Source organism: uncultured Sanguibacteroides sp., from assembly GCF_900543425.1.
Taxonomy (GTDB): Bacteria; Bacteroidota; Bacteroidia; order Bacteroidales; family Marinifilaceae; genus Gabonibacter.
The window spans coordinates 239,184-264,867 of sequence record NZ_UQRQ01000001.1 but is presented as its reverse complement, the minus strand read 5'-3'; the positions used below and the strand labels follow the sequence as shown (position 1 = coordinate 264,867).

The following is a 25,684-nucleotide window of genomic DNA, read 5'->3' as shown; positions in this document are numbered from 1 at the left end:
TCAGATAAAACGGGAGTTGTGATGAAAACGGTTTCGTAATGATTCAACATAACTGTTTGTTTATTAATAAATTAAATAATAAAAAATTATTTTATCGCCCGCAAAGTTACTATTTTACTCCGAATTTGCAAAGAAAGTAAGTTTTTAATTTTGAGTTTTTTGCCATTTGTATCGTCCTGTACGCTTGGGTATTAATTTCTTAGCTATTTCCAGATTTTCCTTCGATCCAATTCCCGATGGTATTCCCGCGCGTAAGCGTTATGCTGACGTAATGTTCTGGAGAAATAATGGTAACCGGAAAAATCGCTTTTGGCACAAAAATAGAGGTAATCGTGTTTTTGATAATTCAACACACCATCGATAACCTGAATAGAGGCCATTCGAATGGGCCCGGGAGGAAGTCCGGCGTGCTTATAAGTATTATAAGGCGAATCTATTTCCAAATAGCGATCCAGAATACGGGTAATCGTGAAATCTCCCAAAACATATTTAAGGGTCGGGCAAGCATCCAATTTGATTCCTTTTTTCAACCGGTTCAAGTAAACCCCGGCGATGACAGGGTACTCCTCCGGTTTCACGGTCTCTTCTTCAATGATCGAGGCCAATACGGTCACTTCAAGGGGAGAGAGTCCTATCGCTTCCGCTTTTTCCCGACGTTGTTTGTTCCAAAAACGTTGGTATTCCTTATACATTCTTTTTAAAAAATCGGAAGTTGAAATATTCCAATATATCTCGTATGTATTGGGAACAAACATACCGATCACGGTTGCCGGGGAGAAACCATATTGAATCGTCGTATCTGGATCGCGAAGCCGGGAGAGTAATTCCTCGGGAGATATGTCCAATTGACGCGATACCATTCCGGCAAACTCTTCCAACGTACGTATATTATTAAAAGTGAGTTGTACCGGGGATTGATTTCCCGAACGCAACATATTGACCAATTCATTATTGTTCATACCTTCTCTGATCCTGTAACGTCCGGCTTTTGTTTTTGCATTTTTCAACCGGGCGACACGAAGCAGGGTAGAAGGGTGTTTGACGTATCCCCGGCTTCGCAGGGTATCCAGCACCTCCGTTATCGAATCCGAGTTTCGAACGTAAATGATCCCGTCATCTTTTACCGTAATATTCGGATAAAATACATAATAATATCCGATTCCCACCCCGATAACTCCCGCGAGACAAAGAGCCGAGAGGAGTATTGTAATTCTTTTCGTTACCCTGTTCATTGGATTTCAATTTTCTTCCCGGAAAAATAATTTGTAATAGTTCATATCTTTGGCCGAATCATATCCTTTCTCGATGTATTTTTTTTGACCGTGAATGTAAACATGAAAATTCTTATCTAATTTCAAAACATGTTTGAAATAACGTTTTTCATCTTTTACAGCACTATCCGACACGTCGAAAGAGTCCTTTAAGGCAATCTCATTTTTTTCCTCGTAGAAGTTTTTAAAATCTTCAAACGCACGAATGACTTGCGGATCCATGACAATCTCTTCCTTAAACCGATCTTCATCAAAAGTATCTGCTTTTTTGAAATAATCGATGGATCGATTCAGCATATCGATCTGGTCGGCCTTAGGGATGTCGTTCTCCCGGTTGTATACCTCCTGTACAAAATCTTTACACAATTTCAAGTAGTTGGAGGTCTGAAAATAGTCATCCTCCTGCTGTTCCAATCCCAAAAAATCAGTTGTCCAGTATACGGCCTCCGTATTATTGGTTTTATCTAATACAGTAACCCGATATCCGTTCTCCTCGTTCACATTAAAGATCAAGCAGGCTTTATCTAATTTTTTAATATTGATGCCGGACTCGCTGGTCAATTGATAGCTATTTTGATTGATAATAATTTTCAAAAAAGTATCTTTATTTTCCGATTTAAAAATACCAATCGCATCACAAGTCCCGTCTTCCAGTAGACAATTCTTAAAATGCACCAAATAGAGTTCTCCGGATTTAATATTCGGATGATTGGATTGATCGAACAAATGTCGGGCTATATCGATGGATGCCTTATAGAAAGAATCCGGATCCTCAAATACGGAATGAATTGCCGCATACACGGGATTGCGGGAAAGTTCTCCCTCGTAAGCAGAAAAACGGTAGAAAGCATCTCTTTTAAAAGGAGTCAGAAAATAAGTTTTCAGCAGATTATGAACCTCCTGCTCATCCGGGACAAAATTAGATTCAGAAAACCTGACATCTCCTTCTTCGTACTTATTTCCGATATCGTGAATAACGATATTATTAATTTCACAATTTTCAAAATTCATCATAGGATTAAAATCTAAAATATACTCCGAGATTTAAAGTCTCTTTAAACTGTATTTTTTTCGAGTAGTTCTGATCGTATATGGCATTCATATAGACAGATGTCTTCATAAAATAATTTATTTTGAAATCAAGGCTTAAACGCCAATCTACGGTTATGTATTCCGGTTTCTCATAATAGCTGGAAAAAATAATCAGCCGATTGTCTATTTTTAAAAATTTAAAAAACTCATGCTCATCCCTTAATTCCACTTTTGCTCCGGCATCGCTCCTGTATCTTTTTCCTTTTTCAACGCCATACCGAGTCGGATCAACCCTGGCCGTATCCCGGACATAAATCCATTGTCCGGCAATAGGCGAGAGGTAAAGAGAGATATTATTTTTAGGTTTATAATCAAGACCTAAAGAGATGGTAAAGTACCCCGGAGAGAGAAAATTAGCGATAATTTGATCGTTTTTCGGATAGTTGTGAGTTCTGAACAGCACCGTATTCATATCGAACTGTGCCGCGTAATTCCAATGCTTAAAAGCTTTTACACCTAATTTGGATAATATCTCAAATTTATCTTCGTTTTTACTTAACTCTTCCTTTCCGCTCTTTAACGCACCTAATCTATACCGGAAAGCATTCTCCCAGGATAAACTGTTCTTTTTGTAATTCAAGAAATACTTTAAGTCGGAAAGGATAGAGAGCGAATTTTCTCCTCCCGAGGCCCAACTATCACTAAAATATCCTTGTCCGAAAGCGAAGCTGATATCCCAGTAATATCGCCAGTAGTTTCTTTTTATCGGAATGGGGGTCAGGGGTTTTAATTTCAAATAAGCCGAGTCCTGCAGCTTCAGGCCAATATCTTTTGTTTTTTTACCGGATTGGTCATATTTCCGATACATGTTTTCATCTACAAAAAACTTCACCCGATTTCCGCGGGAAGATACCCTTAACCAGGAGCCTACGGAATCTCCGGCGATATTCTTGGTTGAGAAATAGTAATAATAGGTCTTTCCTCTATTCAACCAAACCTGATTCGGTTTATCCGAAGCATTCAATATAATCAGGGGGATAGAATCCCTGCTTTTTTCACGCATCCATCGATAATTCTCGTCTTCTTCCATAAAGGTAAGAAGAGATTGTAAATCTTGATTCAAAAGTATATCATAACGTACCGAATCCATAGGATTTCTCTTACGGTATTCCAAGCTATCTTTTTGGATACGTTCCCGTAACTGCCGAATGGCTTTTTCCTTCTCTCCAATCGTCTCAAAGTAGGCCCGAAGATAATTTATCATGTATTTTATATGTTCGTTTTCAGCGTATCCTCTCAACGTGTTTATGGCTTGTTTCAATTCGTAATATTTTGACCTGTCCCGGGTAAGTTTTTCCAATGCATAACGAACAGCCGGATTTTCTATATGCTCGTTTTTTAATCGTGCCGACCTGTAAATCAAATCAGGGACACGGGTAAAACGGAGAGAATCCGTCCGACTGATTTTTAAAACAGTAATCGGGATAGGATAGGATTGCATGATTTTTAATTTCCCCTTTTCCTGTGCGAAAAGAGAAAAAGAAATTAAATTTAAGATAAAAATAAACACATAAAATATCATTGATTCACAATTATTTAAAAGGAGAATCCGGTTCTTTGGCCATGTGATCATAGGCTAATTTGTCTAATAAACCGGGCCACCACTTACTTAAGAATACGGATATTTTTCCTTCTACCAATGTCATTATAATTTCCCGTTTCCGTTTTTTTATTCCTTTTACGATGATTCTGGCACACTCCTCGGCTGACATCATCTTATTTTCCTCCCGGGGGCTTTCTCCTTGTTGATTTCCGTCTGCAACCAATGCGGTTTTACGAATATTGGAAGCCGTAAAGCCGGGAGCCGCAACCAATACATGCAATCCTTTTTTCAGATTTTCAACCCGCAGGGTATTCAAAAACCCCCTTACGGCGAATTTACTCGCGGCGTATCCGGTTCTACCCGGTAAGCCGATAAAGCCGGCCACAGAGATGATTCCGACCAAACTACCTTTAGAATCAAGCAAATAGGGGATAGCGTATCTCGTACAATAAACTGTTCCCCAGAAATTAACATCCATAACGCGCCGGATTACGTCCACATCCAGCTCGTCAAACAAAGCCCTCATGGAAATACCGGCATTATTGACCAAAATATCAATTCTCCCGAATTTCCGAACGGTTTGTTCGATCAAATGTTTACACTCGTTTTCACGAGTCACGTCCGTTTGAACCGAGAGAACTTCCGTACCTTTATCTTCCAGATCTTTTTCTATTTGCTGAAGTTCCGCCAAATTACGGGCTGCCATTACAATTTTACTCCCAAACTTCGCAAATTCATACGCTAACGCCTTGCCAATACCGGAAGAAGCCCCGGTAATTATTACCACTTTATTCTGCATGAGATAATTTCATTCATTACTTTATGACAAAAATAAGAATAAAAAGTGGATTTGAAAAACAGATCGTTTATTGATAAAAATGAAAAAATTTTCCCGCAATATACATTGTAATATTTGTCCCATAATTTATATTATGTTAAATGAAATATATAAAACTCCCTTCCACCGTTTTTATTCTAATAAAAAAGACGAGATTCGAAAGAATCTCGTCTTTAAGCAAAAACCGGATTTATAGGTTATCCAGCATCTCTTTTGTTTTCTCATATTTCTTCATGTAGTCCGTATTAGGCTTATCTCTCAACCTGTAATACAACTCTTTCAACGTGATCAACGTGTTTTTCTCGCCCGGTTCCAGTTCCAGAGCTCTTTCAAAATAAGGAATAACAGACTCGTATTCGTTCAATAACTGACTATAAGCTGCTTCATACTCTGCATCATTCAGTTCGTCTATTTCTTTATGTTTTACGATAACTTTTTGCAACTGAATATTTCCCAGGTTATACTGAGCTCTGAAATCATTCGGGTTCAGCTCCAACGTTTTGAGGTACATAGCTTCAGCCTTATCCGTTTGTTTCAAAGTCTCGTACATATCTCCTTTAGCACGATAAAGTTCTGAATTATCTGGTGTTTGTTCAATAGCCGCATCCAGAAATTTCTCTGCTTTTTCCGGGGTATCTCCTTGCAAGTAATAGTTAATCAACTGTATCAGCAAATAAGATTCGTTCGGGAATAATTCGTGTCCTTTCAGCAGATACTGGACAGCTTCTTCCTGGTATTTTTTACCCAAAACACTATCACCCGAATCGCTTGCGTCCTTACTTTGAGTAAACAGGATGCTGATAATCATCGGATAAATTTTGGATGCGTCATAATTCAATTCCAATGCTTTTTTGTAAAAGTCCAAAGCCTGCTCTAAATCTCCTGCTCTCTGGGCAGTAATTCCTGAATTGAAAATAATGGCCGTATCTACTTTTTGACTTCCGTATTCCGAAGCATTGATTTCCAATACTCGTTTAAAGTTATCCAAAGCGATAATGAAATCTTTTTTAGCTGCATCGGGATTCGCGTTATTATCATTATCTACACCTCTATTATAAATTTCTACGCCGTAATTTTGAAAATCACCGACCAGATTGGCATATTGATTGATCAAATCTTTTTTAAATTTTCCCTTATCATCCAATTTGATTACTTGTTGAAAAGCCTCCCAAGCGATATTCAGAGGGTCTTTCACCAATTTCAAATAATCAGGGTTCTGGGATTCGTAAATGGCTTGATAAATTTGTCCTTTTACAAAATAGGCTTTAGGCCAACTTACACAATTCTCATGAACGATAGCTTCATCTATTAATTCTTTGGCTTTGTCTAACTTTCCTTGCGTGAAAAAGCTAACCGCAGAAGTAACTTTCCCTTTTTGTGCAAATGTAAAATTCGCGCAAAGTAGAAGTGCAATGATAAAAGATAGTTTTCTCATACGTTATAAAATTTATTTCACATTTAGATATTGTTGCTTTTCAATTCGTCAGTTATTTTCGTTTTGTTCTGTTTCGCCATCGACACTCCCCTCCTTCTCTCCTTCCGTTTCTTCTTCTTTAGCCGAAGAGACCTTAGCTACAGCAGCAATAGCATCGTCGTTTCTTAAATTGATTAATTTTACTCCCTGCGTATTCCGCCCCATAATCCTTAACGTTGATATATCAAGCCGTATTGTCAATCCTGATTTGTTGATAATCATTAAATTGTCATCGTCCGTCACATCGATTAAAGAAATCAGATTACCTGTTTTTTCCGTTAGGTTGATGGTCTTTACACCTTTTCCTCCCCTATTGGTAATACGATAATCTTCTATATCGGAGCGTTTTCCGTATCCGTTTTCCGAAACGACCAACACATCGGCTTTGCCCGGTTCAACACATATCATGCCGATAACTTCATCGTTTTCACCACCTAACGTAATACCCCTGACACCTGAAGCCGTTCTTCCCATCGGACGAACTTTCTTTTCGGGGAAACGAATAGCTTTACCCGATTTAACGGCGATCATGATATCGTTTTCTCCGTTTGTCAATTTGGCATCCAGAAGTTGATCGCCCTCTTTTATTGTAATAGCATTTACACCGTTAGCCCTCGGACGTGAATAAGCCTCCAAGGTCGTTTTCTTCACGATGCCTCGCTTGGAACACAATACAATATAGTTGCTATTGATATAATCCGTGTCTTTTAAATCCAGAATATTGATATAAGCTTTAACTTTATCGTCCGGTTCTATGTTTAACAGGTTCTGTATGGCCCTGCCCTTGGATTGTTTCGTTCCTTCCGGAATTTCCCATACTTTCAACCAGAAACATTTTCCTTTTTCGGTGAAGAACAGCATCGTATTATGCATAGTTGCCGTAATCATATGCTCCAGAAAATCTTCATCGCGTGTTGCGGACCCTTTTGAGCCTACTCCTCCCCGATTTTGGACCTTGTATTCACTTAAAGGGGTGCGTTTGATATACCCCATATGCGAGATGGTGATCACCATCTCTTCGTCGGCATAAAAGTCTTCGGGATTGAATTCTTCTGACGCGTAAACAATATCCGTTCTCCGCTCATCCCCGTATTGAGTCTTTACCTGTAACAGCTCGTCTTTAATGATTTGCATCCTCAATTCTACACTTTCAAGAATAGCTTTCAGGTGCTCGATCAATTTCATGATCTCTTCGTATTCCGTCCTTAGTTTATCCTGCTCCAATCCCGTCAACTGACGCAACCTCATCTCAACAATGGCTCTGGCCTGAGCCTCACTTAAAGAAAAACGTTCTATCAACCCGTTTTTAGCTTCATCCGGAGTTTTTGAAGCACGGATAATACGGATCACTTCGTCTATATGATCGGAAGCAATGATCAGACCTTCCAAAATATGAGCACGATCTTCCGCTTGTCTTAACTCAAAACGGGTACGGCGGGTAACGACATCATGGCGGTGATCCACGAATAACCGAATCAAATCCTTCAAGTTCAGCAGCCGGGGTCTTCCACCGACCAATGCGATGTTATTAACGCCGAAGGAAGTTTGTAATGCCGTGTGTTTCAATAAAGTATTTAAAACGACATTAGCAATCGCATCTTTTTTCAGATCGATAACGATTCGCATTCCATTACGATCCGATTCGTCATTGATGTTTGAAATTCCGTCTATCTTTTTCTCGTTCACCAAGTCTGCAATCTTAACAATCAACTCGGCTTTATTAACCATATAGGGAATTTCATGTACAATAATCTTCTCCCTTCCATGAGGTGTCGTTTCAATAGAAGTTTTAGAACGAATGATAATACGTCCTCTTCCCGTGTGATACGACTCTTTTACTCCACTATATCCGTAAATCGTACCGCCTGTAGGAAAATCAGGAGCTTTAATGATCCGGATCAGATCATCGATCTCTATATCGTTATTGTCAATATACGCGCATATGGCGTCAACGGTATCTCTAAGATTGTGAGGCGGCATATTGGTTGCCATTCCGACAGCGATACCGGATGCACCGTTTACTAATAAAATAGGAATTTTGGTCGGTAATACACTCGGCTCTTTTAAAGATTCATCAAAGTTCGGAATCATATCAACCGTATCCTTTTCCAAATCCGCTAATGTCTCTTCGGCAACTTTCATCAGACGTGCTTCGGTATAACGCATTGCAGCCGGACTATCACCGTCAACCGACCCGAAATTACCCTGCCCTTCTACCAACCTGTATCGTAAAGACCACTCCTGAGCCATACGTACCATTGCCATGTACACGGAACTATTACCGTGAGGATGATATTTTCCTAATACTTCTCCGACTATTCTGGCTGATTTCTTGAATGGCTTACCAGAGGTCACCCCCAATTCACTCATTCCATACAACACCCTTCTGTGCACCGGCTTTAAGCCGTCCCGGACATCTGGTAATGCACGGGATACAATCACCGACATTGAATAATCAATGTACGAAGATTTCATCTCCTCCTCGATGTTGATTTTAATAATTTTTTCTCCGATGTTTTCCATTTAATATGATCTAATTACTCTATTAACAAATTGACAATAAGGTTTTTAGTTATAAAATAACCCTTTCTCTTCCAAAATTTCACAAATGTAATAAAAACGACCGATTAATTGAAATTTTATCCTCTTTTTTATTAACATTCACATGACGAAATTCAAATTTCAAACGTCAGCATATCGTGGGCTAATTGCACGTTTGAGGGTAATTCTGCGGAAACTTCAGCGCTTAATCCCATCTGATGTCCGATATGCGTGATATAGGCTCGTTTAACTTGTAATTCCCGAATAACCTCCAAAGCCTGATCCAATGAAAAATGAGAGATATGAGGTTCTTTCCTTAAAGCATTGATAACCAAATACTCCACCCCTTTCAGTTTTTTCTTACTCTCTTCCGATATAAAATTCGCATCTGTGATATACGCGAAATTATCGATCCGAAAAGCGGTAACCGGCAATTTGTAATGCATAACCGTGAGCGGAATAATTTTTATATCGTCCACGTAGAAAGGACGATTGTCAATAACATGCATACTCATATCCGGAACACCCGGATACTTAACAGGCATGAAAGCATAAGCGTAATCTTTATGAATGGCGTCACAAGTTCGTTGGTCGCAATAGATATCGACATACCCTCCTTTTATCCAATTGAAAGCCCTTACATCATCCAATCCTCCGGTATGATCTTTGTGTTCATGTGTCAAAAGAATGGCCCGTACGTCCTTTACGTGCGCCCTTAACATTTGGTATCTGAAATCGGGGCCGGCATCAATCAACAATTTTTTCCCTTCTATTTCAATCAGAGCAGAACTTCTCAAGCGTTTGTCGTAGGTGTCATTGGATCGACACACTTCACATTCGCATCCTATAACGGGAATACCTTGCGAAGTCCCACTTCCTAAAATCGTTATTTTCATCGGTTAATTATTTATTATCACAAAAAAATTCCCCGGAAACTCCCCGGTTACCTCTTTTAGTTACGGACAAAATTAATAAGATAAAAATAATCCTATATATTTGCAGCAAACATTTTATCATGGGAAAATTATATTTACTCCCCAATTTACTTGGAGATACGGAGGTACAACAAGTACTCCCGGAACACGTGACTGATATTTTGAAGAACATAAGGGTATTCGCAACGGAAAACGCAAAAAACACCAGACGTTTTTTAAAAAGAATAGATAAAAATATCCGCATCGACGATTTGACTTTTTTAGACCTGAACGAACACTCAACACGGGAAGAGATCGAATCTTATCTCCCCTATCTGAGCACACAGGATGTAGGCATTATTTCGGAAGCCGGATGCCCGGGGATTGCCGATCCGGGTGCAGAACTCGTAGCCCTGGCTCATCAGCATCAGTTTCAAGTTGTCCCGTTGGTCGGTCCCTCCTCCATTCTTTTAGCTTTAATGGCTTCCGGTTGCAACGGACAGCATTTTTCATTTAACGGTTATTTACCGGTAAACAAACAAGATCGGGGCAAAGCGTTGAAAACATTTGAAAAACAATCCTTGCAAGAAAACAGGACGCAAATATTTATCGAAACGCCTTACCGGAACTTAGCATTATTAGAAGATATGTTATCCGTTCTTTCCCCGTCAACGAAATTAACCATTGCCTGTGATTTGACAACGGTAAACGAATACATCAGAACATTACCGGTAAGAGAGTGGAAAAAAGAAAAACCCGATATACACAAGCGTCCGACCATTTTCATCGTATACGCGGGAATAAAAGAATATAAAAAAGGCTGTCGATCGTAAAATCAGGACAGCCTCTCATAGATAAAGTTTCTTTTTCAGATATTAGTGAGTATTAAACCACCGATAAACATTTTTTACCGTTTTGTCTAACACTAAGGGATCTTCATAATATTGTACACGAGAAACCGAATCTTCCCAAATGGCCATTTTATCTTCTGCCTTAATGGTTTCATATACCTCCTGCGCCGATTCCAAGCTTTCATTTTCTCCGCCATGAATAATAATCGTAGGTGTTTTCAATTGCGAAGCCTCTTTCTTCTTGTAACAACCGGATACAAGAGCAATAGCTTTCAACCGTTGCTCCTCTCCGGTACGGTTGATTACCTCGTTCGTTCCATGGCAAATACCGACCGCGTACATTTTACTTGCATCGACCTCTTCTTTAAAGCTCAGGTAGTCAATAGCAGCCTTTATATTTTCCGTCTCTTCCAGGCATAAGGTAACATAGCCATAATTAGCCAACCGGGTGGCATATCGCATAGAAATTTTATCGTCTTTCGAATCCCGCGGTCCTAACACGATCACGGCCGGTTTTTTCCCCTCTTCCTCAGGATTACATAACCATCCTTTAATTGTATTTTTATCAGACAAAACTACGTCTTCACATGTATAACTTCTCATCATTTCCTTTATTTTAATGTTTTACACTCTTCGTTTACGAAGAAAAAGGAAGAAGGTTACACTTTTATCAGGAAAAAATAAATAAAATAATAAATATATTGATAATGATGCAATTATATAAAAAAAGGACTTCATTAGAAGCCCTACTCTTTATTACTCACGAAAATGTTACCATTCTCCCGTCAACGGTTTGTGTCGTTTTTTATAGTTCTCTATGCGATTTTCTCTCTCTTCTTGGGACAGGTGGGCCGAAAATTCGAGCGTTGTTCGTGCACTGATTATAACATGGATCACTTTATCTATTTTCTTTTTATGCTCTTCGAGTATGTTTTCAGCCGATTGATTAGATGATTTTTTTTTAGAACGAATAACAGTATTTTTGTTCATAATTTTAAATTATTTTGGATTTTCATTTTTCTCTTTGAAAACGATTTATTTTCATCTCCACGCCGTGTATATAGCCGAAAAATATCAATTTTCGGATTTATCTATTACACAAATATTTATCGCATTCATACTTCTTTTACCCCTTTCGAGGTCAAATGTTACAATATCATTTTCGGTTACATCTGCCAGTACATTATCCACATGGAAAAAGTATTTATCTGTTCCCGCAAGGTCTTTAATAAAACCGTAACCTTTGAGCGTATTAAAATGTTCTACCCGTCCCTTTAGAATAGCCGGAGCCTCTTTCGGGGGCGTTGATATCAATATTTCCTCCTGATTTATCTCCTCTCCCCTGTCATTATCTTCCGGAGGTGTCGATGTAATCACTCCATTTTTATCGACATAGGCGATCATATCGTCAAAGCTGCTTATTTTACCGGATTGTTTTCTCTCTTCCTTCCTGTTTTGTTTTTCCATTCGTCGGGCTTGTTTCTTTTTTTCATTTTCACGTTTACCAAGTATTGCAGATCTCGCCATATATTATTATTTAATTCATACTTAATCGTCTCCCGAATGAGGAATAATTATTCCTCTATGTTTTCTGTCAATTCGAAAATTCGACCTTACAGAGTTTCTTGCCTGTCAATTTTTGAATATCGTTTATCAATTTCCGCTCCTCCCGCGAACAAAAAGTAAAGGCTTTTCCCATACTTCCAGCTCTTCCGGTACGTCCAATACGATGTACATAAGTTTCAGGGATATCCGGAAGATCGTAATTAATGACCATAGGCAATTCATGGATATCGATTCCCCTGGAAGCAATGTCCGTGGCCACCATAACCCGTGTTTTGCCCGATTTGAAATTCCCGAGTGCCAATTGTCTGGCAGTTTGACTTTTATTTCCGTGAATAGCCTGACTTCCGATCCCGGCTTTACTCAATGAACGAACAATCCGATCTGCATTATGTTTGGTACGTGAAAAAACGAGTACCGACTGATTTTCTGCCTTCCGTAAAAGTGAAATCAACAAATGCTTTTTTTCCTCTTTTTCCACATAATACACGAACTGTTCTATGGCATCGACCGTTGACGCCACGGGTGTTATATTAATTCTTTCCGGATTTTTCAGTAAAACCTCCGTCATAGCAACGATACCGGCCGGCATTGTTGCCGAAAAAAACAACGTTTGTTTCTCTTTCGGGAGCTTGGGCAAAATCCGTTTGATGTCGTGAATAAATCCCATATCGAGCATACGGTCTGCCTCGTCAAGTACAAAATACCGAATACGATCCAAGCGCACGAATCCCTGATTGACCAAATCCAGCAAACGTCCCGGAGTAGCCACAAGGATATCGATTCCTTTCCGTAACATATCGACTTGTGAACACTGATTTATACCTCCGAATATTACACCATGACGGATACGGGTATATTTCGCATAGTCGTCGATACACTCGTCGATCTGTAAAGCAAGCTCACGGGTCGGCGTCAGTATCAGGGCTTTAATTCCTTTACAAATAGCAGTCTCTTTATTTGCCTGTAAGTGTTGAATAATAGGAATGGCAAAAGAAGCGGTCTTCCCTGTTCCTGTTTGTGCGCAACCCAATACATCACTTTTAGCTAATGCGGCAGGAATTGCTTTTTCTTGTATAGGCGTCGGTACCGTATATCCTTTTTCTTCTATAGCCCTTAAAATAGGTAGGGCTATATTTAATTCTTTAAATGTCATATATTTATTTATTATTATTGAAAACGCACTCATCTGAGCCAAACCGTGTACGGCTTAAAAAATTCGCTTTTCAATGTATTTATTACTTCTTTTACACTTCCCGGATTTTAGTTGAAGATGTCTTCGTACCCTGGGAATAATTTATTTAAATCGGCATCATTCATGCTGTAACTTAAGCCTGAAATGCCAATATTCATTTGAAATCTTATATTTAGAGAGAAGGATAATTAAAGAAGAGGCCTGCTTTATGACAAAGAAGAACTATGACGATAATGATTCGTAACTCTAACTGCGAGGCAAAGGTAATACAATAATTGAGATAAACAATTTATTTTCTGCTTCAATGATTGACTATATCGAGTAGCCATCCGAAATCAACTGGTAGTGTATCAGGAATCTTTCAGGTATTCAGGTTTGATTTTCGTGTAATAAAAAAACGTATGTAGTCTGAAGAAGATATACATACGTTTATCGTGATACAGATCCTTTCAATTTTGAAAAAGTTTTCCTTTACTGAAATCCTTTTAAATTTGTACGAATCCGGTTTTATTGTTTGAAATAACGATTATAGAGCCCTTCAAATCCCTTTCCGTGACGAGCTTCATCTTTACACATTTCGTGAACAGTATCGTGAATGGCATCCAAATCCAACTTTTTAGCCAACGTGGCGATACGTTTTTTGTCTTCACAAGCTCCTGCCTCAGCTTCCATGCGTTTCTTTAAATTCGTCTTGGTATCCCATACGCATTCTCCTAATAATTCTGCAAATTTTGAAGCATGTTCAGCTTCTTCCCAGGCGTAGCGTTTAAACGCTTCGGCAATTTCCGGGTATCCCTCACGATCAGCCTGGCGACTCATGGCCAAATACATTCCAACTTCCGTACATTCACCGTTGAAATGAGCTCTCAACCCTTCAAGCACTTCGGGATCAACTCCTTTTGCCACCCCAATCCGATGTTCATCTACAAAGGTCAAGGCTCCCTCGGTTTCAACCAACTCCTTGAATTTACTTTTCGGTTGTTTACATTGAGGACAAAATTCAGGAGCTTCATCTCCTTCGTGAACATAGCCACATACAGTACAAATAAATTTTTTCATAACGCTCATTTTAATAAATTACTACTTATTTTTTCTCTCTATACAATTTTTACAAAATCCTTTGTAATACAGATGAATCTCTGTAACGACATACTCCTCTTCCTCTTTAAAAGAGAGCTTTTGCATCTCTTCCGCAGAAAGGTCATATACCTTTCCACACCCCATGCACATAAAATGAGCATGAGGCATGGTATGAATGTCGAATCGGATATTTTTCTCATCGATAACTATCGGTGTAACGGCTTTTTGCTCTACAAATAATTTCAACGTATTATATACCGTTGTTTTGGATAAAGTCGGGTATTCCGGAGATAACGCATCATAAATCTCCTCTATGCAGGGATGTATTCTATGGGAAAGCATATAATCCATTATGGCAATCCTCTGCATAGAAGGTTTTATATGATATTTACTTAAATATGCCTGTATCTCTTTTATTGTACTCATTATTTATTTGTAATTATTACAATTTTAAAAGCCGTACAAATATATAAAAATTGTTTTTTCAGCAATCTACTTTTCAATACAATTCTTTAAAATTTAGAACGTTTCTAATTAATTGTATTTTTCAATTAATTTTGATATTATCATAAGGCATATTTATATTTTTAATAGCTTTGTACCATGTTTTTTATAGGACCATCGGTACATATATTTGTATATCTGCTTGTTTCTGCTTTTTTCTTTATCTGTTTTTATGCTAAAAGCGAAACAAGAATCCGGGAAAATTTGCCGGAAGAGAAGATTATTACTCTATCCAAGGGGACTTTTGAAACATTATCCGCGTGTAAAATAGTAGATTTTATAAAAAATCCGGTTCATAACGAGCCGAAACCCGTAGAATTTCCGATTTCAAAGAAAAAAGTTTTATCCTACGTTATAAATTACAAAGATCCTTTTTCGTCGAGCAAAACCCTTCGAGCCCCTCCTACTCCTAAATTAGCTTTCTGTTATTACGACATCCGTTCGTAATACACTATGAACTAATTTATCTTACTAAAAATTTATCACAATGCGAATCATTATTTGTATGATGCTATTTTGCATCATATCCAATGCCCTAAAGGGTCAAAGCAGCACGGCCATTCAAACGCAAGACTCGACTTACAGTATAATCGAACAATTGAAAGAGGTCGTCGTATCTGCCGAAAAAAGGATATTACCCATCAATAGTATTCCCATAGCCTTAACGGTCATCACGGGAAAAAACTTACCGAACGAAAATAATCTGGATTTAAGAAATTTATCGGGAATCGTTCCTAATTTTTATATACAGGAGGATGGTCTTAAGTTATCTACTCCCTTGTATATACGCGGGATAGGCACCGTTTCCGGTACGCCGCCTGTCGGATTATACGTGGACGGAGTTCCCGTTTTTGATAAAAATGCTTTTATTTTTGACCTGTATGACGTCAAACAGATTGAAGTCTTACGGGGACCGCAAACAACACTTTACGGAAGAAATAGTATCATCGGATTGATTAACATCACAACCAATATGCCTTCAAATGTTTTTTCCGTAGAAGCCAAAGCCGGAATCGCCAGTTATAATTCACAGAATTACATGGTATTAATGAATCTGCCTCTTCGCAATGTTTTGTATAACAAATTATCTTTTTCTTATAATCGGACAGACGGATATTTCAAAAACAGGTATACGGGAGGCAAACCCAATCAATCCGATTCTTATAATCTTCGTTACCAAGGGTTGGTACATACGAACAACGCCTGGAGGATAGCTTTGGGTATGAATTACAACCATAGTTTCGACGACGGTTATGCCTATCACGCGATCGATTCGTTAAAGCAACATCGTTATACCGTGAATTACAACGCGACCTCTTCTTATGAAAGAGATTTGGTGACGACCTACGTTAACCTGAAAAGAAATTTCAAGCGGACTTCATTCCATTGGATCACGTCTTACTCTTGGTCGGAAGATAAGCAATTCCTGGATGCCGACTTCACTCGTTATGATGTTTTTCAGAATGAAAAAAGCTCTGAACAGAATTTGGTTACACAAGAGATCAATTATCAGTCTACTCAAGCGAAACGTTTGGATTGGACTATCGGAACTTTCGGTTTTTACAAAGACTTAACGAATAATTACCTGGCATTATTCGGACAGGACCGTCAATTATTACTTCCGATGGATTTGGATAAGGCTTTGTATTATAACAGTACAAAGACCTGGGGGGCTGCCGGCTACGGTCAGATTACCGTAAAAGATTTACTTCCCGGATTAATGCTTACCGTAGGATTGAGATATGATTATGAAAAGGTAAAACTGGTTTATCGCGACAGCCTGCTTTATCACGGAGACCAGGAATTTACCGGTTATCATGATTGGAAAGAGTCCAAAGATTATAAGGAGTGGTTACCCAAATTTTCCGTTTTACAAAAATGGAACGAACAACTATCCGTTTACGCGAGTGTATCCAAAGGCTATAAAGCAGGAGGCTATAATATCATTTCCAATGAAATGACGTCACAAATAGTCAAATTGGGCTACGACAAAGAGAGTTTATGGAATTACGAGGCGGGAGTAAAATACTTTAGTCCGAACAGCAAGTTCAACCTGAATGCTTCTCTTTTTTATATCGATTGGAAGGATCAGCAAATATTCGTAATGGGCATGATGGGGCCGAGTATTAAAAACGCCGGAGATGCTCGAAGTATAGGTGGCGAAATGGATATGAAATGGGAATTTTTGTCTCACCTTACCTATTTTTTATCTGCAGGATACAGCGATTCTGAATATTATCATCACCTGAACAAAGAGTATGAAGGGAATAAAATCGTCATGGCTCCCGATTTCACCATGAATACGGGATTTTCCTATTATAAACCCATAAAATTACTTTGTTTTAATGCCCTGACAGCTTCTACCTCCATAACCGGTTTCGGAACACAATATTTTGACGAAGCAAACCAGTTGAAGCAAAACCCTTATTTTCTCTGGAATATGGATTGGGGAATATCAGGGAAGTCCATCGACTTTAGAATATGGGGAAAAAACATACTGAATAAAGCATTTTTCAGTTATATGTTTACCAGTCCGGTAGGAGCCAACCTACCCGCTTATTACAATTCGGGACAGTCCGGAGCCCCTTCCAGATTCGGAGCTTCCATTACATTTAAAATTTAAACAAAAACAATCATCATGAAAAACAAATTGATTTCTCTTACCTCGATATTATTCGTATTATTTACTGTTATTTCTTGTAGCGACAGTAACGAATCGGACCCCTCTTTACAAGGATCATGGGCCTACAAGGCTCCTTACTTCGTGTTCGAATACAGTGAAGAAAGCATCGATATGAATTTTGGAGAACAAACACTCCAATTTAAACCCGAAGAATTGACGACGATGTTTAAATCTATGGCCGGGAGTAAAATGGGAGAATATTTTACCGGTATACAATTTGTTTCCGAAACGGAAATGCATATTAATATGAAATTTAAAGATCAGACTCAAAAGACGTTAAAGGCTACTTATGAAATCCAGGGTTCCAAGTTGGGGATCTTATTGGACAAAGAGAGTTTAAAAGAGATTACCGGACAGGAATTGAATATTCCTCAACTCTCTTTTGACTACAAAATTATGAATAACCAGCTGACGGCTTTCCTGAACTGGAGTTACCTGAAAGGCTTTTTAAATACGCCTTATATATCCGGAATGTTAGATCAATTATTTCCCATGCTGGCCGCCACATTACTGAAAGACCAATGGCAACTGATGCCGGAACAAGCCAGGCAGGCCGTTATCAATCAGATGAAACAAATCTTTAACGAGGTAAAATCAAAGACAAAAAACCTGGAAATCGGTGTCGTAATGGAACCTATTTCCCTCTAAAAATAAATGTATTGTAAATTTATGATAGCGATTTGGCAAAAAAAAATTTAAATTGTATAACTTTAAAAGGCTTAAACTGCAACTTTCATTTTAAGTCGAACGTATACTTAACAGTCTGTCAAATTAAAAAAGATACATTATGAAAACAGAAGAATTTAAAGAATTGGATGTATTGATTTCATCAAACGTAATAAATGCCAGAGGTGAGGATAAAAAATTCAAATTACCTCCCCTCCCTTATAAAGAAAACGGTTTGGAACCTTATATTAGCGAGAAAACCATTCAATTCCATTATGGAAAACACATGGCCACGTACATCAATAATATGAACAATTTGATTGCCGGTACCGAATTCGAAAATATGTGCCTGGAGGGAATCGTGATGAAATCGGAAGGCGGTTTGTTTAACAACGCCGCTCAATCTTATAATCACGCGTTCTATTTCGAAGCATTCAGACCATATGATCCGGCCAAGGTAACTCCTACCGGAAAAATAAAAGAGCTGATAGACAAATCATTCGGTAGCTTCGAGGCCTTTAAAGAAGCATTCGCGAAGGCAGCCACGACCCTGTTTGGTTCCGGTTGGGCTTGGCTGATACTTACCAAAGAAGGAAAACTCGAAATCGAACAAACCGGAAACGCAGACAATCCGTTAAAACACAATAAAAAACCGATCTTAACCATAGATGTATGGGAACACGCTTACTATTTGGACACTCAAAACGCCCGTCCGAAATACATCGAAAATTTCTGGAATATCATTGATTGGGACCTTGTCAATCAACGATTGAAATAAAAAAATCGGGAGATATTCTCCCGATTTTTTTTAAGGTACGATCTCCATCTCTTCGATCAGGTGTCTCGCTCCCGCGTACTTATCGATAATAAACAATACATAACGTATGTCTACCGCTATATTCCGGCATATTTCCGGACTATATTGCATATCGGACATGACTCCCTCCCAGGCTCGGTCAAAGTTAAGTCCGATCAAATTTCCATCCGCATTCAACACGGGACTTCCGGAATTTCCTCCTGTCGTATGGTTGGTGGCAATAAAGCAAACCGGCATTTCTCCGTCCTGAGCATACGAACCGTAATCTTTAGATTCATACAACTCTTTTAATCTCTGAGGGACATCATAATCATAGATTGCAGGATTATTTTTCTCCATAATTCCCTCTAAGGTTGTATAGTGCTTATAATATACGGCATCACTCGGCGTATACCCTGCTATCTTACCATAAGCAATTCTTAGAGTCGAATTGGCATCCGGATAGAAGGTTTTATTCGGTTGCATTTCCATTAAACCGGCCATCCATAAGCGGTCTAAAGTTTTTAATTCATTCTGTATCCGGGTTAATTCTGGTTTTATTTTTTCTTTAACTAATTCCTGAATCCCGTCCATAAACTGATATACCGGATCTTTCTTTATTTTCTCCAAATTTTTGGGTGTTACATTCTTTACAAAATCAAGAAGTGCCTCCCGATGCGTGAACAAAGATTTTTTAAAGATATCCGCAGCATAATAATCATACCCCTTCTCTCCGTGTCTGGCGTATTTGGAATTCAATTTAATCCTTTCAGGAATCCACTCCTCTCCCAACTCATCATTATTGTACAACCGAAGCATTTCCGCCATGATTTTTTGATCGGTAGCTACATCATAATCTTTATAGAATGCTTCAATTTTTTCCGTAAGTAATTTTTTATACTCCTCTTTATTATCTATTTTGTCATAGAGATCAAAAAGTTTGGACAAAGAAGATACCAAACCGACGATTTCCGCACCGCGCAAACCGGCTTCCATAGCGTAGGCATTGGCTAACGCGTAATCTTTTCTTCCCTCATACAGCTCCCGGTAGCGATTCGTCAACCCGATATATTGTGGATTTTGTCCGCTAACAGCCCATTGATCGAACTGTTGCTCTAACCTTTTTTTCTGTTCTACTGTTTTAAAATGCTCCAGTCCTTTAATCTCTCCCTGCCATTTTTTCCATGCATTAGCCACGTTAGCGGCTTTAGCGGCATATTTAATGCGCAATAATTCATCCGAATTCATAGCAGCATTCATGACGTTCAGTTTCGCCGTCCGGATTTTTATTTTATGAGGATCTTCGACATTCGCGATCTGTTCGATAGCATGCGAGGTTAAATATTCCTGTGTCGTTCCCGGATAACCGAAAACCATCGTAAAATCGCCCTCTTTTACACCTCCTGTCGATACCTTAAAATACTTGGCGGGAGTATAGGGTATATTATCTTGTGAGAAATCGGCCGGTTCATTATCTTTTCCGGCGTATATCCGTAAAACAGAGAAATCCCCTGTATGACGAGGCCATACCCAATTATCCGTATCTCCCCCGAACTTTCCTATTGCTGAAGCAGGAGCGCCGACCAAACGTACATCCCGGTAAATTTTAAATACCGACAGAAAATATTGATTCCCGTTGAAATAAGGTTTAATATTGGCTTTTAAGTTCGTCCCCTTTACCGCTTCTGCTTCTAATCTTCGGGCCGCTTGGGTAACAGCCTCGTTTCTCTCTTCTTCGGTCATCCCGGATTTTACGACTGCATTGATTTTATCCGTGACATCTTCCATACGCACCAAAATAGAAGCTGTAATTTTGGGATTGGCCAACTCCGCTTTTTTATCCTGCGCCCAAAAACCGTCTTTCAGGTAATTGTGTTCCAAACTGGAATGAGCCTGAATCATTCCAAAAGAGCAATGATGGTTTGTAATGACGAGCCCTTCGTTACTCACGATTTCACCCGTACAAAAGTGATGAAATGGCGAGTCTTCCCGTCCTAAACCGATAACGGCATCTTTCAAAGAGGCGTGATTAATATCGTAAATATCTTCAGCGGTAAGTTTAAAACCTGCCTTTTGCATCTCCTCGATATTATACTTCTTTAATAACATAGGAATCCACATTCCTTCGTCTGCCATACTGGGCAGGGCCAATAAAATAAAGGCCAAAAAACATACTACAAATTTTCTCATATATGACAATTTAAAATGATTTTCCTTGAATTTCACCAATTCAGATTCTTTAAGGTTTCATACAGTTTCTGCGTAGGTAATCCCATTACATTATAGAACGATCCCTCTACTCCTTCAATCCCGATATACCCGATCCACTCCTGAATACCGTACGCCCCGGCTTTATCGAAAGGCTGGAATGTGTCCACGTAAAACGTGATCTCTTCATCCGACAGAGTTTTGAAATATACGTTCGTAAAAACCGAGAAAGAGTGCTGTCGTGTCGTAGTGGTTAAGGTTACACCGGTTACGACCACGTGTCGGTGTCCGGATAATTCCTTTAACATATTGATCGCCATATCCCTATTTTGAGGTTTTCCGATGATTTTGTCATGGATACATACCACCGTATCTGCGGTAATCAACAATTCGTTCTTCCCCAATTCATCCTGAAAAGCTTCCGCTTTCAAGCGGGAAAGAAATTCCGGTACTTCCATGACAGGTAGGTCATCGGGATATTTTTCTTCGATATTTTTTGTCCGAACCTCAAATGTAAAACCGGCATCTCTCATTAATTGCTGTCTCCGGGGAGATGAAGAAGCCAAAATCAATTTATAATTGCGAATAGCATCCATTTTCACGCTGCACGATTAAAAAAATATTGTAACAACAAACTAAATCCCACGCATAGAACCATAATAAGGCGTATCAAATACAATTGAAATTTCTCCCGACTGTCCTTTAAGACAGAGTGGATATAAAACAAATAAGGTATGAATATACCAACTACAAAATATACTAATACCGCCCAAGAATGTGAAAATTCTATGGCATAAAGTACGAACATGGATATAATACACCAGCAGACGAGGATAGAGATAAAAATTTTGGTTTTTTTGATCCCCAATTTCACCGGGAAAGTCATCACACCGTCATCCCGGTCTCCCTGTATACTGTACATATCTTTATTAATTTCATAAATCCACATGTTGAAAAAGAAAAAATATGAAAACCATCCCGTCCAATACAATATAGCATTAAAGTCGATCCCTGTTTTTGCGATAACATCCGAGTAAGCATGAATCAAAAGGGGTATTTCAAACACTACGGTAGACAGCGGAATACAACCGGCTAAAAAAGCCACGATCAAGTTTCCCCAGACAAAACGTTTTTTATAGCGTGAAGAGTAAAACCAAAGCAGGGCGGAAATAAGCAGAAATAAAATCCCGAATTCCCAATGGCCGACTTGTTCTCCCAGGTAAAATGCAATAACAACGGCTATTAAATTTAGAAGAGTATGTAAGGTAATAGCCGTACGCCTGCTTATCGTTTTTCCGACGATAACCTCCCGGTTGCCCGACAGGCGGTCCGCCTTCGTGTCAAAATAGTCATTGATCACATATGCAGCAGAAACAAGGCAGCAGACAGAAACTACAAGAAGTGAAAAATCACCATCCGACAACTGTAAGGAGAATCCTCCCCGCGACAAGATCGGCACGATGACAAAATAACGCATTGCATACATGGTAAAAGCAGCAAAGGCTATTGTTCGTAAACGGATTAGTTTTAAAATCTCCAGCATGTATCAATTCTTGTAATTAAACTCAAAGATCGTTGCAGACTATCGTCTACTTTTATCACATACATTTCACATGACATTGTGTATCCATCCACTCCCCTTTGGCTTTCAACACTTGAGACACCACATCCCGGACGCATCCCAATCCACCGGGCGTATCGGAAATATAACGAGAAACCGCCTTAATTTCTTCACAGGCATCGGCAGGACATACAGGCATACCGACCAGAGTCATCACATTGTAATCCGGTATATCATCCCCCATATACATCACCTCTTCCGGTTTCAGATTATACTTTTGCAGAAACTCGTTTAAAGCCTCCACCTTATTCGCTATACCCAGGTAAATATCCTGAATCCCCAATTTTTGAAAACGTTCCCTCACCCCAGGAGCGTATCCTCCCGATATAATACATACCGGATATCCTTTTTTGACACAATACATCATGGCATAACCGTCTTTTGTACATGATGTCCTTACCAACTCTCCTTCAGGAGTAATATTCATCTCGTGGCGGGAAAAAACACCATCCACATCAAAAGCAAATGCCCTTATTGTTTTAAGTTCTTCTTTAAAAAATTTCATATTATTCATTTATTACCAAAGTGTTGGCATATCCACTATTTCACTCTGATCAATCGGATTATCTTCTTTCATCTGACTCTCTTTAATCATTTCGGACAATAAAGCATATAGCCTCAATAAATTTTTATTCTCTTTCAACATACTTTTGTGCATATTCAGGATGGATTCATCCCCTCGTTTAGCCGGTCCGGTCTGAGCCTCCAAAGGAGTCATCAACATGACTTTGTGTGCCGTTTCAAAGATCAAAGGTCGTAAGACAGAAAATGGTAACCCGCTATTTTCCAGCATTTTTTCAGCTATATAATACAAATAATTAGGAAAATTACAAGCAAAAACGGCAGCTAAATGAAGTTCTTTACGCTGATCCGAATGAATGGGATAAATCTTATCCGATAAATTAGCCGCCAACTCCCTAATCCTTTCCAGAGCAGCGGGAGAACTCCCTTCGATACACAACGGAATTTCCTTGAAATTCAAATCTCTCCCTTTTGAAAAAGTCTGAACAGGATAAATGACTCCGTATTGTTTTGAAAAAGGTTTAAGAATCTCCATTGAAAGGCTTCCGGAGGTATGTAACAACAGTGCATTTTCATGTATCCTAATTGACTTTAACAGAACAGGTAATGCGTCATCACTTACACAAAAGATGTACATATCTCCATCCGGATAAATTTGCGAAAGATCGGATGTATAAGAGATCCCTGTTTTGCAACCTAACTCTCTTGCGGATTCGAGGGTACGACTGTACAACTGACATAAATTGGCTCCCGCTTTCAATAAAGCGGCAGCCAAATGATGTGCCACATTGCCGGCTCCGACCAATATGATTTTATCTTGTCTCATTTCTAATATCCTATATTTTTCGGTTTTATCTTCCCCGTTTTCAATGCTTCGCAAAGACGATCGACGGCTTTGCAAATATCTTCATAAAAAACCTCAGAAATCAGTACCAACTTTCCCTCCGTAATCTTTAAGTGTTCATACCCGTTTTTATTCTCATTCCGGTTCAATAACAGTAAATCTCCTCCCGGAATAAAGGTATGAGTCATTTGGTTGCGCAGTTTATCGTACAAGTAATAATTCTCGTTCATCAAGCGATAACGTCCTCCGAATAATTTAGTGACACTGGTAGCAAATCTTTTAGCAGACTGTCCTTTAGCCTTCATCGGTTTATTGTCCAAAAAACTTCCCAATATTTCAACGGCTTGCCCCATAACAACAAACTGCATATACGATAATTGAAGTTCTACCATCTTTGAGAGCTCTTTTATCATAATATCCCGTAAGAAATATTCTATCCGATTAATTTGTTCGCTTGTTTCCATAATTCCAGCCAAAATTAAGGCAAATAATTGAAAGTTGAAAATGGATACGAGAGAATATAAAGTTTAAGAACTTTATCGATCACTTATTCGTTTTATCCTATAACTTTGCACGAGATTTAATGAGTACGAAAATGATGCTATACAATAATGTTCCCCTGGAGAAACGTTTGTTTTCCGAGGATATTTTAAACACGGGACTAAGTCTTTACGAAGTATGCAGGGTTTTTAGAGGAAATGTCATTTTTTGGGAAGACAATCTTTTAAGACTGGAAAACTCCATACGGAAATCAAACGTAAATATCGATATTCACTCGCTTCATATAAAAGAGAAACTGGAACATTTAATTCATTTGGAAGGAATCAAAGAAGGTAATCTTAAATATGTTTTACATATCACTTCCGGTAAAATCGACGAATATATCTATCAGATTCAACACTCCTATCCTACAGAAGAAGACTATCGTTCAGGGGTTGACACAATTACTTATCATGCCATGAGGGATAATGCAGAAATAAAATATATTAATCCTCATCTTCGGGAAACGACCAACGAACTCATTCGTTCGCATGGAGTTTACGAGATTTTATTGATAGACCGGGACGAGTGTATTACGGAAGGATCCCGTTCCAATGTGTTTTTCATATGCGACAATACCTTCTATACAACTCCTATACCTTATGTTTTACCGGGTACAAGCAGAAAACGGGTACTTGAGATTTGCCAGCAAGAAAATATCCTCGTTGTGGAAAAACGCATACCCTGTGCGGATTTGAAAAACTTCGACACCGCTTTCATAACAGGAACTTCCCCCCTTGTATTACCGATACGTAAAATCGATCATCTGTTTTTCAATCCCGATCATCCTTTACTGAGAAAAGTCATGGAACGCTATTTTTCATTATTAACTTCAAATTTTTAACCTGATTTCACATGCTTTATTTTGAATAAAACTATCTTTTTCTTAATATTGCGAACGTATTGTATTATTCTGTTATATAAAGAAATACAATACG

At 38.7% G+C, this 25,684-nt stretch carries 25 protein-coding genes; 6 read left to right on the top strand and 19 right to left on the bottom strand.

Translation table 11 applies throughout. The annotated features are described in order from the left end of the window. Positions 1-203: 203 nt before the first annotated feature. From mltG to QZR76_RS01020, 7 genes are all read right to left on the bottom strand, one after another. Positions 204-1,232, bottom strand: coding sequence for an endolytic transglycosylase MltG (gene mltG / locus QZR76_RS01050; RefSeq protein WP_294139591.1), 1,029 nt, complete (start codon positions 1,230-1,232; stop codon positions 204-206). 6 nt (positions 1,233-1,238) lie between these two features. Further along, positions 1,239-2,285, bottom strand: a complete 1,047-nt coding sequence (locus QZR76_RS01045; protein ID WP_294139590.1) for a nucleoid-associated protein — start codon at positions 2,283-2,285, stop codon at positions 1,239-1,241. A 4-nt stretch (positions 2,286-2,289) separates the two neighbouring features. After that, positions 2,290-3,885 (bottom strand): DUF3078 domain-containing protein, encoded by a 1,596-nt coding sequence (locus tag QZR76_RS01040; protein ID WP_294139588.1) that lies wholly within the window; start codon positions 3,883-3,885, stop codon positions 2,290-2,292. A gap of 10 nt (positions 3,886-3,895) precedes the next feature. Further along, complete coding sequence (locus QZR76_RS01035; RefSeq protein WP_294139584.1) at positions 3,896-4,705, bottom strand: SDR family oxidoreductase; 810 nt, start codon at positions 4,703-4,705, stop codon at positions 3,896-3,898. Between the two features lie 229 nt (positions 4,706-4,934). Continuing rightward, positions 4,935-6,179, bottom strand: coding sequence for a tetratricopeptide repeat protein (locus tag QZR76_RS01030; RefSeq protein WP_294139583.1), 1,245 nt, complete (start codon positions 6,177-6,179; stop codon positions 4,935-4,937). A 48-nt stretch (positions 6,180-6,227) separates the two neighbouring features. Further along, on the bottom strand, positions 6,228-8,741 hold the full coding sequence (gene gyrA, locus QZR76_RS01025; RefSeq protein WP_294139582.1) for a DNA gyrase subunit A: 2,514 nt from the start codon (positions 8,739-8,741) through the stop codon (positions 6,228-6,230). Between the two features lie 152 nt (positions 8,742-8,893). Beyond that, on the bottom strand, positions 8,894-9,655 hold the full coding sequence (locus QZR76_RS01020; RefSeq protein WP_294139581.1) for an MBL fold metallo-hydrolase: 762 nt from the start codon (positions 9,653-9,655) through the stop codon (positions 8,894-8,896). Positions 9,656-9,774: 119 nt separating this feature from the next. On the opposite strand from QZR76_RS01020, the gene QZR76_RS01015 reads away from it, so the two are divergent. Then, a complete protein-coding gene (locus QZR76_RS01015) occupies positions 9,775-10,506 on the top strand; it encodes an SAM-dependent methyltransferase (protein ID WP_294139580.1) in 732 nt (243 codons plus the stop codon). A 42-nt stretch (positions 10,507-10,548) separates the two neighbouring features. Here the strand turns inward: QZR76_RS01015 and QZR76_RS01010 are convergent, their stop codons facing one another. The 6 genes from QZR76_RS01010 to QZR76_RS00985 all read right to left on the bottom strand — a co-directional run bounded on the left by QZR76_RS01010 (position 10,549) and on the right by QZR76_RS00985 (position 14,788). After that, on the bottom strand, positions 10,549-11,130 hold the full coding sequence (locus QZR76_RS01010) for a dienelactone hydrolase family protein (RefSeq protein ID WP_294139578.1): 582 nt from the start codon (positions 11,128-11,130) through the stop codon (positions 10,549-10,551). A gap of 165 nt (positions 11,131-11,295) precedes the next feature. Beyond that, positions 11,296-11,514, bottom strand: coding sequence for a hypothetical protein (locus QZR76_RS01005; protein WP_294139576.1), 219 nt, complete (start codon positions 11,512-11,514; stop codon positions 11,296-11,298). 84 nt (positions 11,515-11,598) lie between these two features. Then, positions 11,599-12,051 (bottom strand): cold shock domain-containing protein, encoded by a 453-nt coding sequence (locus QZR76_RS01000; protein ID WP_294139574.1) that lies wholly within the window; start codon positions 12,049-12,051, stop codon positions 11,599-11,601. A gap of 67 nt (positions 12,052-12,118) precedes the next feature. Then, positions 12,119-13,243: a DEAD/DEAH box helicase gene (locus tag QZR76_RS00995; RefSeq protein WP_294139572.1), complete on the bottom strand. Its 1,125-nt coding sequence runs from the start codon at positions 13,241-13,243 to the stop codon at positions 12,119-12,121. Between the two features lie 546 nt (positions 13,244-13,789). Continuing rightward, positions 13,790-14,341 carry an NADH peroxidase gene (locus QZR76_RS00990; protein ID WP_294139570.1) on the bottom strand — a complete coding sequence of 184 codons (552 nt, stop codon included), beginning with the start codon at positions 14,339-14,341 and terminating at the stop codon, positions 13,790-13,792. 21 nt (positions 14,342-14,362) lie between these two features. Beyond that, a complete protein-coding gene (locus QZR76_RS00985) occupies positions 14,363-14,788 on the bottom strand; it encodes a transcriptional repressor (RefSeq protein WP_294139569.1) in 426 nt (141 codons plus the stop codon). A gap of 177 nt (positions 14,789-14,965) precedes the next feature. On the opposite strand from QZR76_RS00985, the gene QZR76_RS00980 reads away from it, so the two are divergent. From QZR76_RS00980 to QZR76_RS00965, 4 genes are all read left to right on the top strand, one after another. After that, on the top strand, positions 14,966-15,313 hold the full coding sequence (locus QZR76_RS00980; RefSeq protein ID WP_294139567.1) for a hypothetical protein: 348 nt from the start codon (positions 14,966-14,968) through the stop codon (positions 15,311-15,313). Positions 15,314-15,353: 40 nt separating this feature from the next. Further along, the gene (locus QZR76_RS00975; RefSeq protein WP_294139565.1) at positions 15,354-17,489 is read left to right on the top strand and encodes a TonB-dependent receptor; all 2,136 of its coding nucleotides are present in this window, start codon (positions 15,354-15,356) and stop codon (positions 17,487-17,489) included. A gap of 15 nt (positions 17,490-17,504) precedes the next feature. After that, entirely contained in the window at positions 17,505-18,197 is a 693-nt protein-coding gene (locus QZR76_RS00970) for a hypothetical protein (protein ID WP_294139563.1), read from the top strand. A gap of 139 nt (positions 18,198-18,336) precedes the next feature. After that, complete coding sequence (locus QZR76_RS00965) at positions 18,337-18,993, top strand: superoxide dismutase (RefSeq protein ID WP_294139561.1); 657 nt, start codon at positions 18,337-18,339, stop codon at positions 18,991-18,993. A gap of 30 nt (positions 18,994-19,023) precedes the next feature. On the opposite strand, the gene QZR76_RS00960 is transcribed toward QZR76_RS00965, so the two are convergent. Genes QZR76_RS00960 through QZR76_RS00935 form a run of 6 tightly spaced genes read right to left on the bottom strand, consistent with a single transcriptional unit; the run spans position 19,024 to position 24,670 of the window. Further along, complete coding sequence (locus QZR76_RS00960; RefSeq protein WP_294139559.1) at positions 19,024-21,201, bottom strand: S46 family peptidase; 2,178 nt, start codon at positions 21,199-21,201, stop codon at positions 19,024-19,026. 32 nt (positions 21,202-21,233) lie between these two features. Continuing rightward, positions 21,234-21,815: a Maf family nucleotide pyrophosphatase gene (locus tag QZR76_RS00955; protein ID WP_294139609.1), complete on the bottom strand. Its 582-nt coding sequence runs from the start codon at positions 21,813-21,815 to the stop codon at positions 21,234-21,236. A 2-nt stretch (positions 21,816-21,817) separates the two neighbouring features. Then, complete coding sequence (locus QZR76_RS00950) at positions 21,818-22,762, bottom strand: geranylgeranylglycerol-phosphate geranylgeranyltransferase (RefSeq protein ID WP_294139558.1); 945 nt, start codon at positions 22,760-22,762, stop codon at positions 21,818-21,820. Positions 22,763-22,817: 55 nt separating this feature from the next. Then, the gene (locus QZR76_RS00945) at positions 22,818-23,345 is read right to left on the bottom strand and encodes an HAD hydrolase family protein (protein WP_294139556.1); all 528 of its coding nucleotides are present in this window, start codon (positions 23,343-23,345) and stop codon (positions 22,818-22,820) included. A 12-nt stretch (positions 23,346-23,357) separates the two neighbouring features. Continuing rightward, complete coding sequence (locus QZR76_RS00940; protein WP_294139554.1) at positions 23,358-24,188, bottom strand: DUF2520 domain-containing protein; 831 nt, start codon at positions 24,186-24,188, stop codon at positions 23,358-23,360. Positions 24,189-24,190: 2 nt separating this feature from the next. Next, positions 24,191-24,670, bottom strand: a complete 480-nt coding sequence (locus tag QZR76_RS00935) for a hypothetical protein (RefSeq protein ID WP_294139553.1) — start codon at positions 24,668-24,670, stop codon at positions 24,191-24,193. A 131-nt stretch (positions 24,671-24,801) separates the two neighbouring features. Between QZR76_RS00935 and QZR76_RS00930 the strand changes: the two genes are divergently transcribed. Continuing rightward, positions 24,802-25,590, top strand: coding sequence for an aminotransferase class IV (locus tag QZR76_RS00930; protein ID WP_294139551.1), 789 nt, complete (start codon positions 24,802-24,804; stop codon positions 25,588-25,590). Positions 25,591-25,684 lie beyond the last annotated feature (94 nt).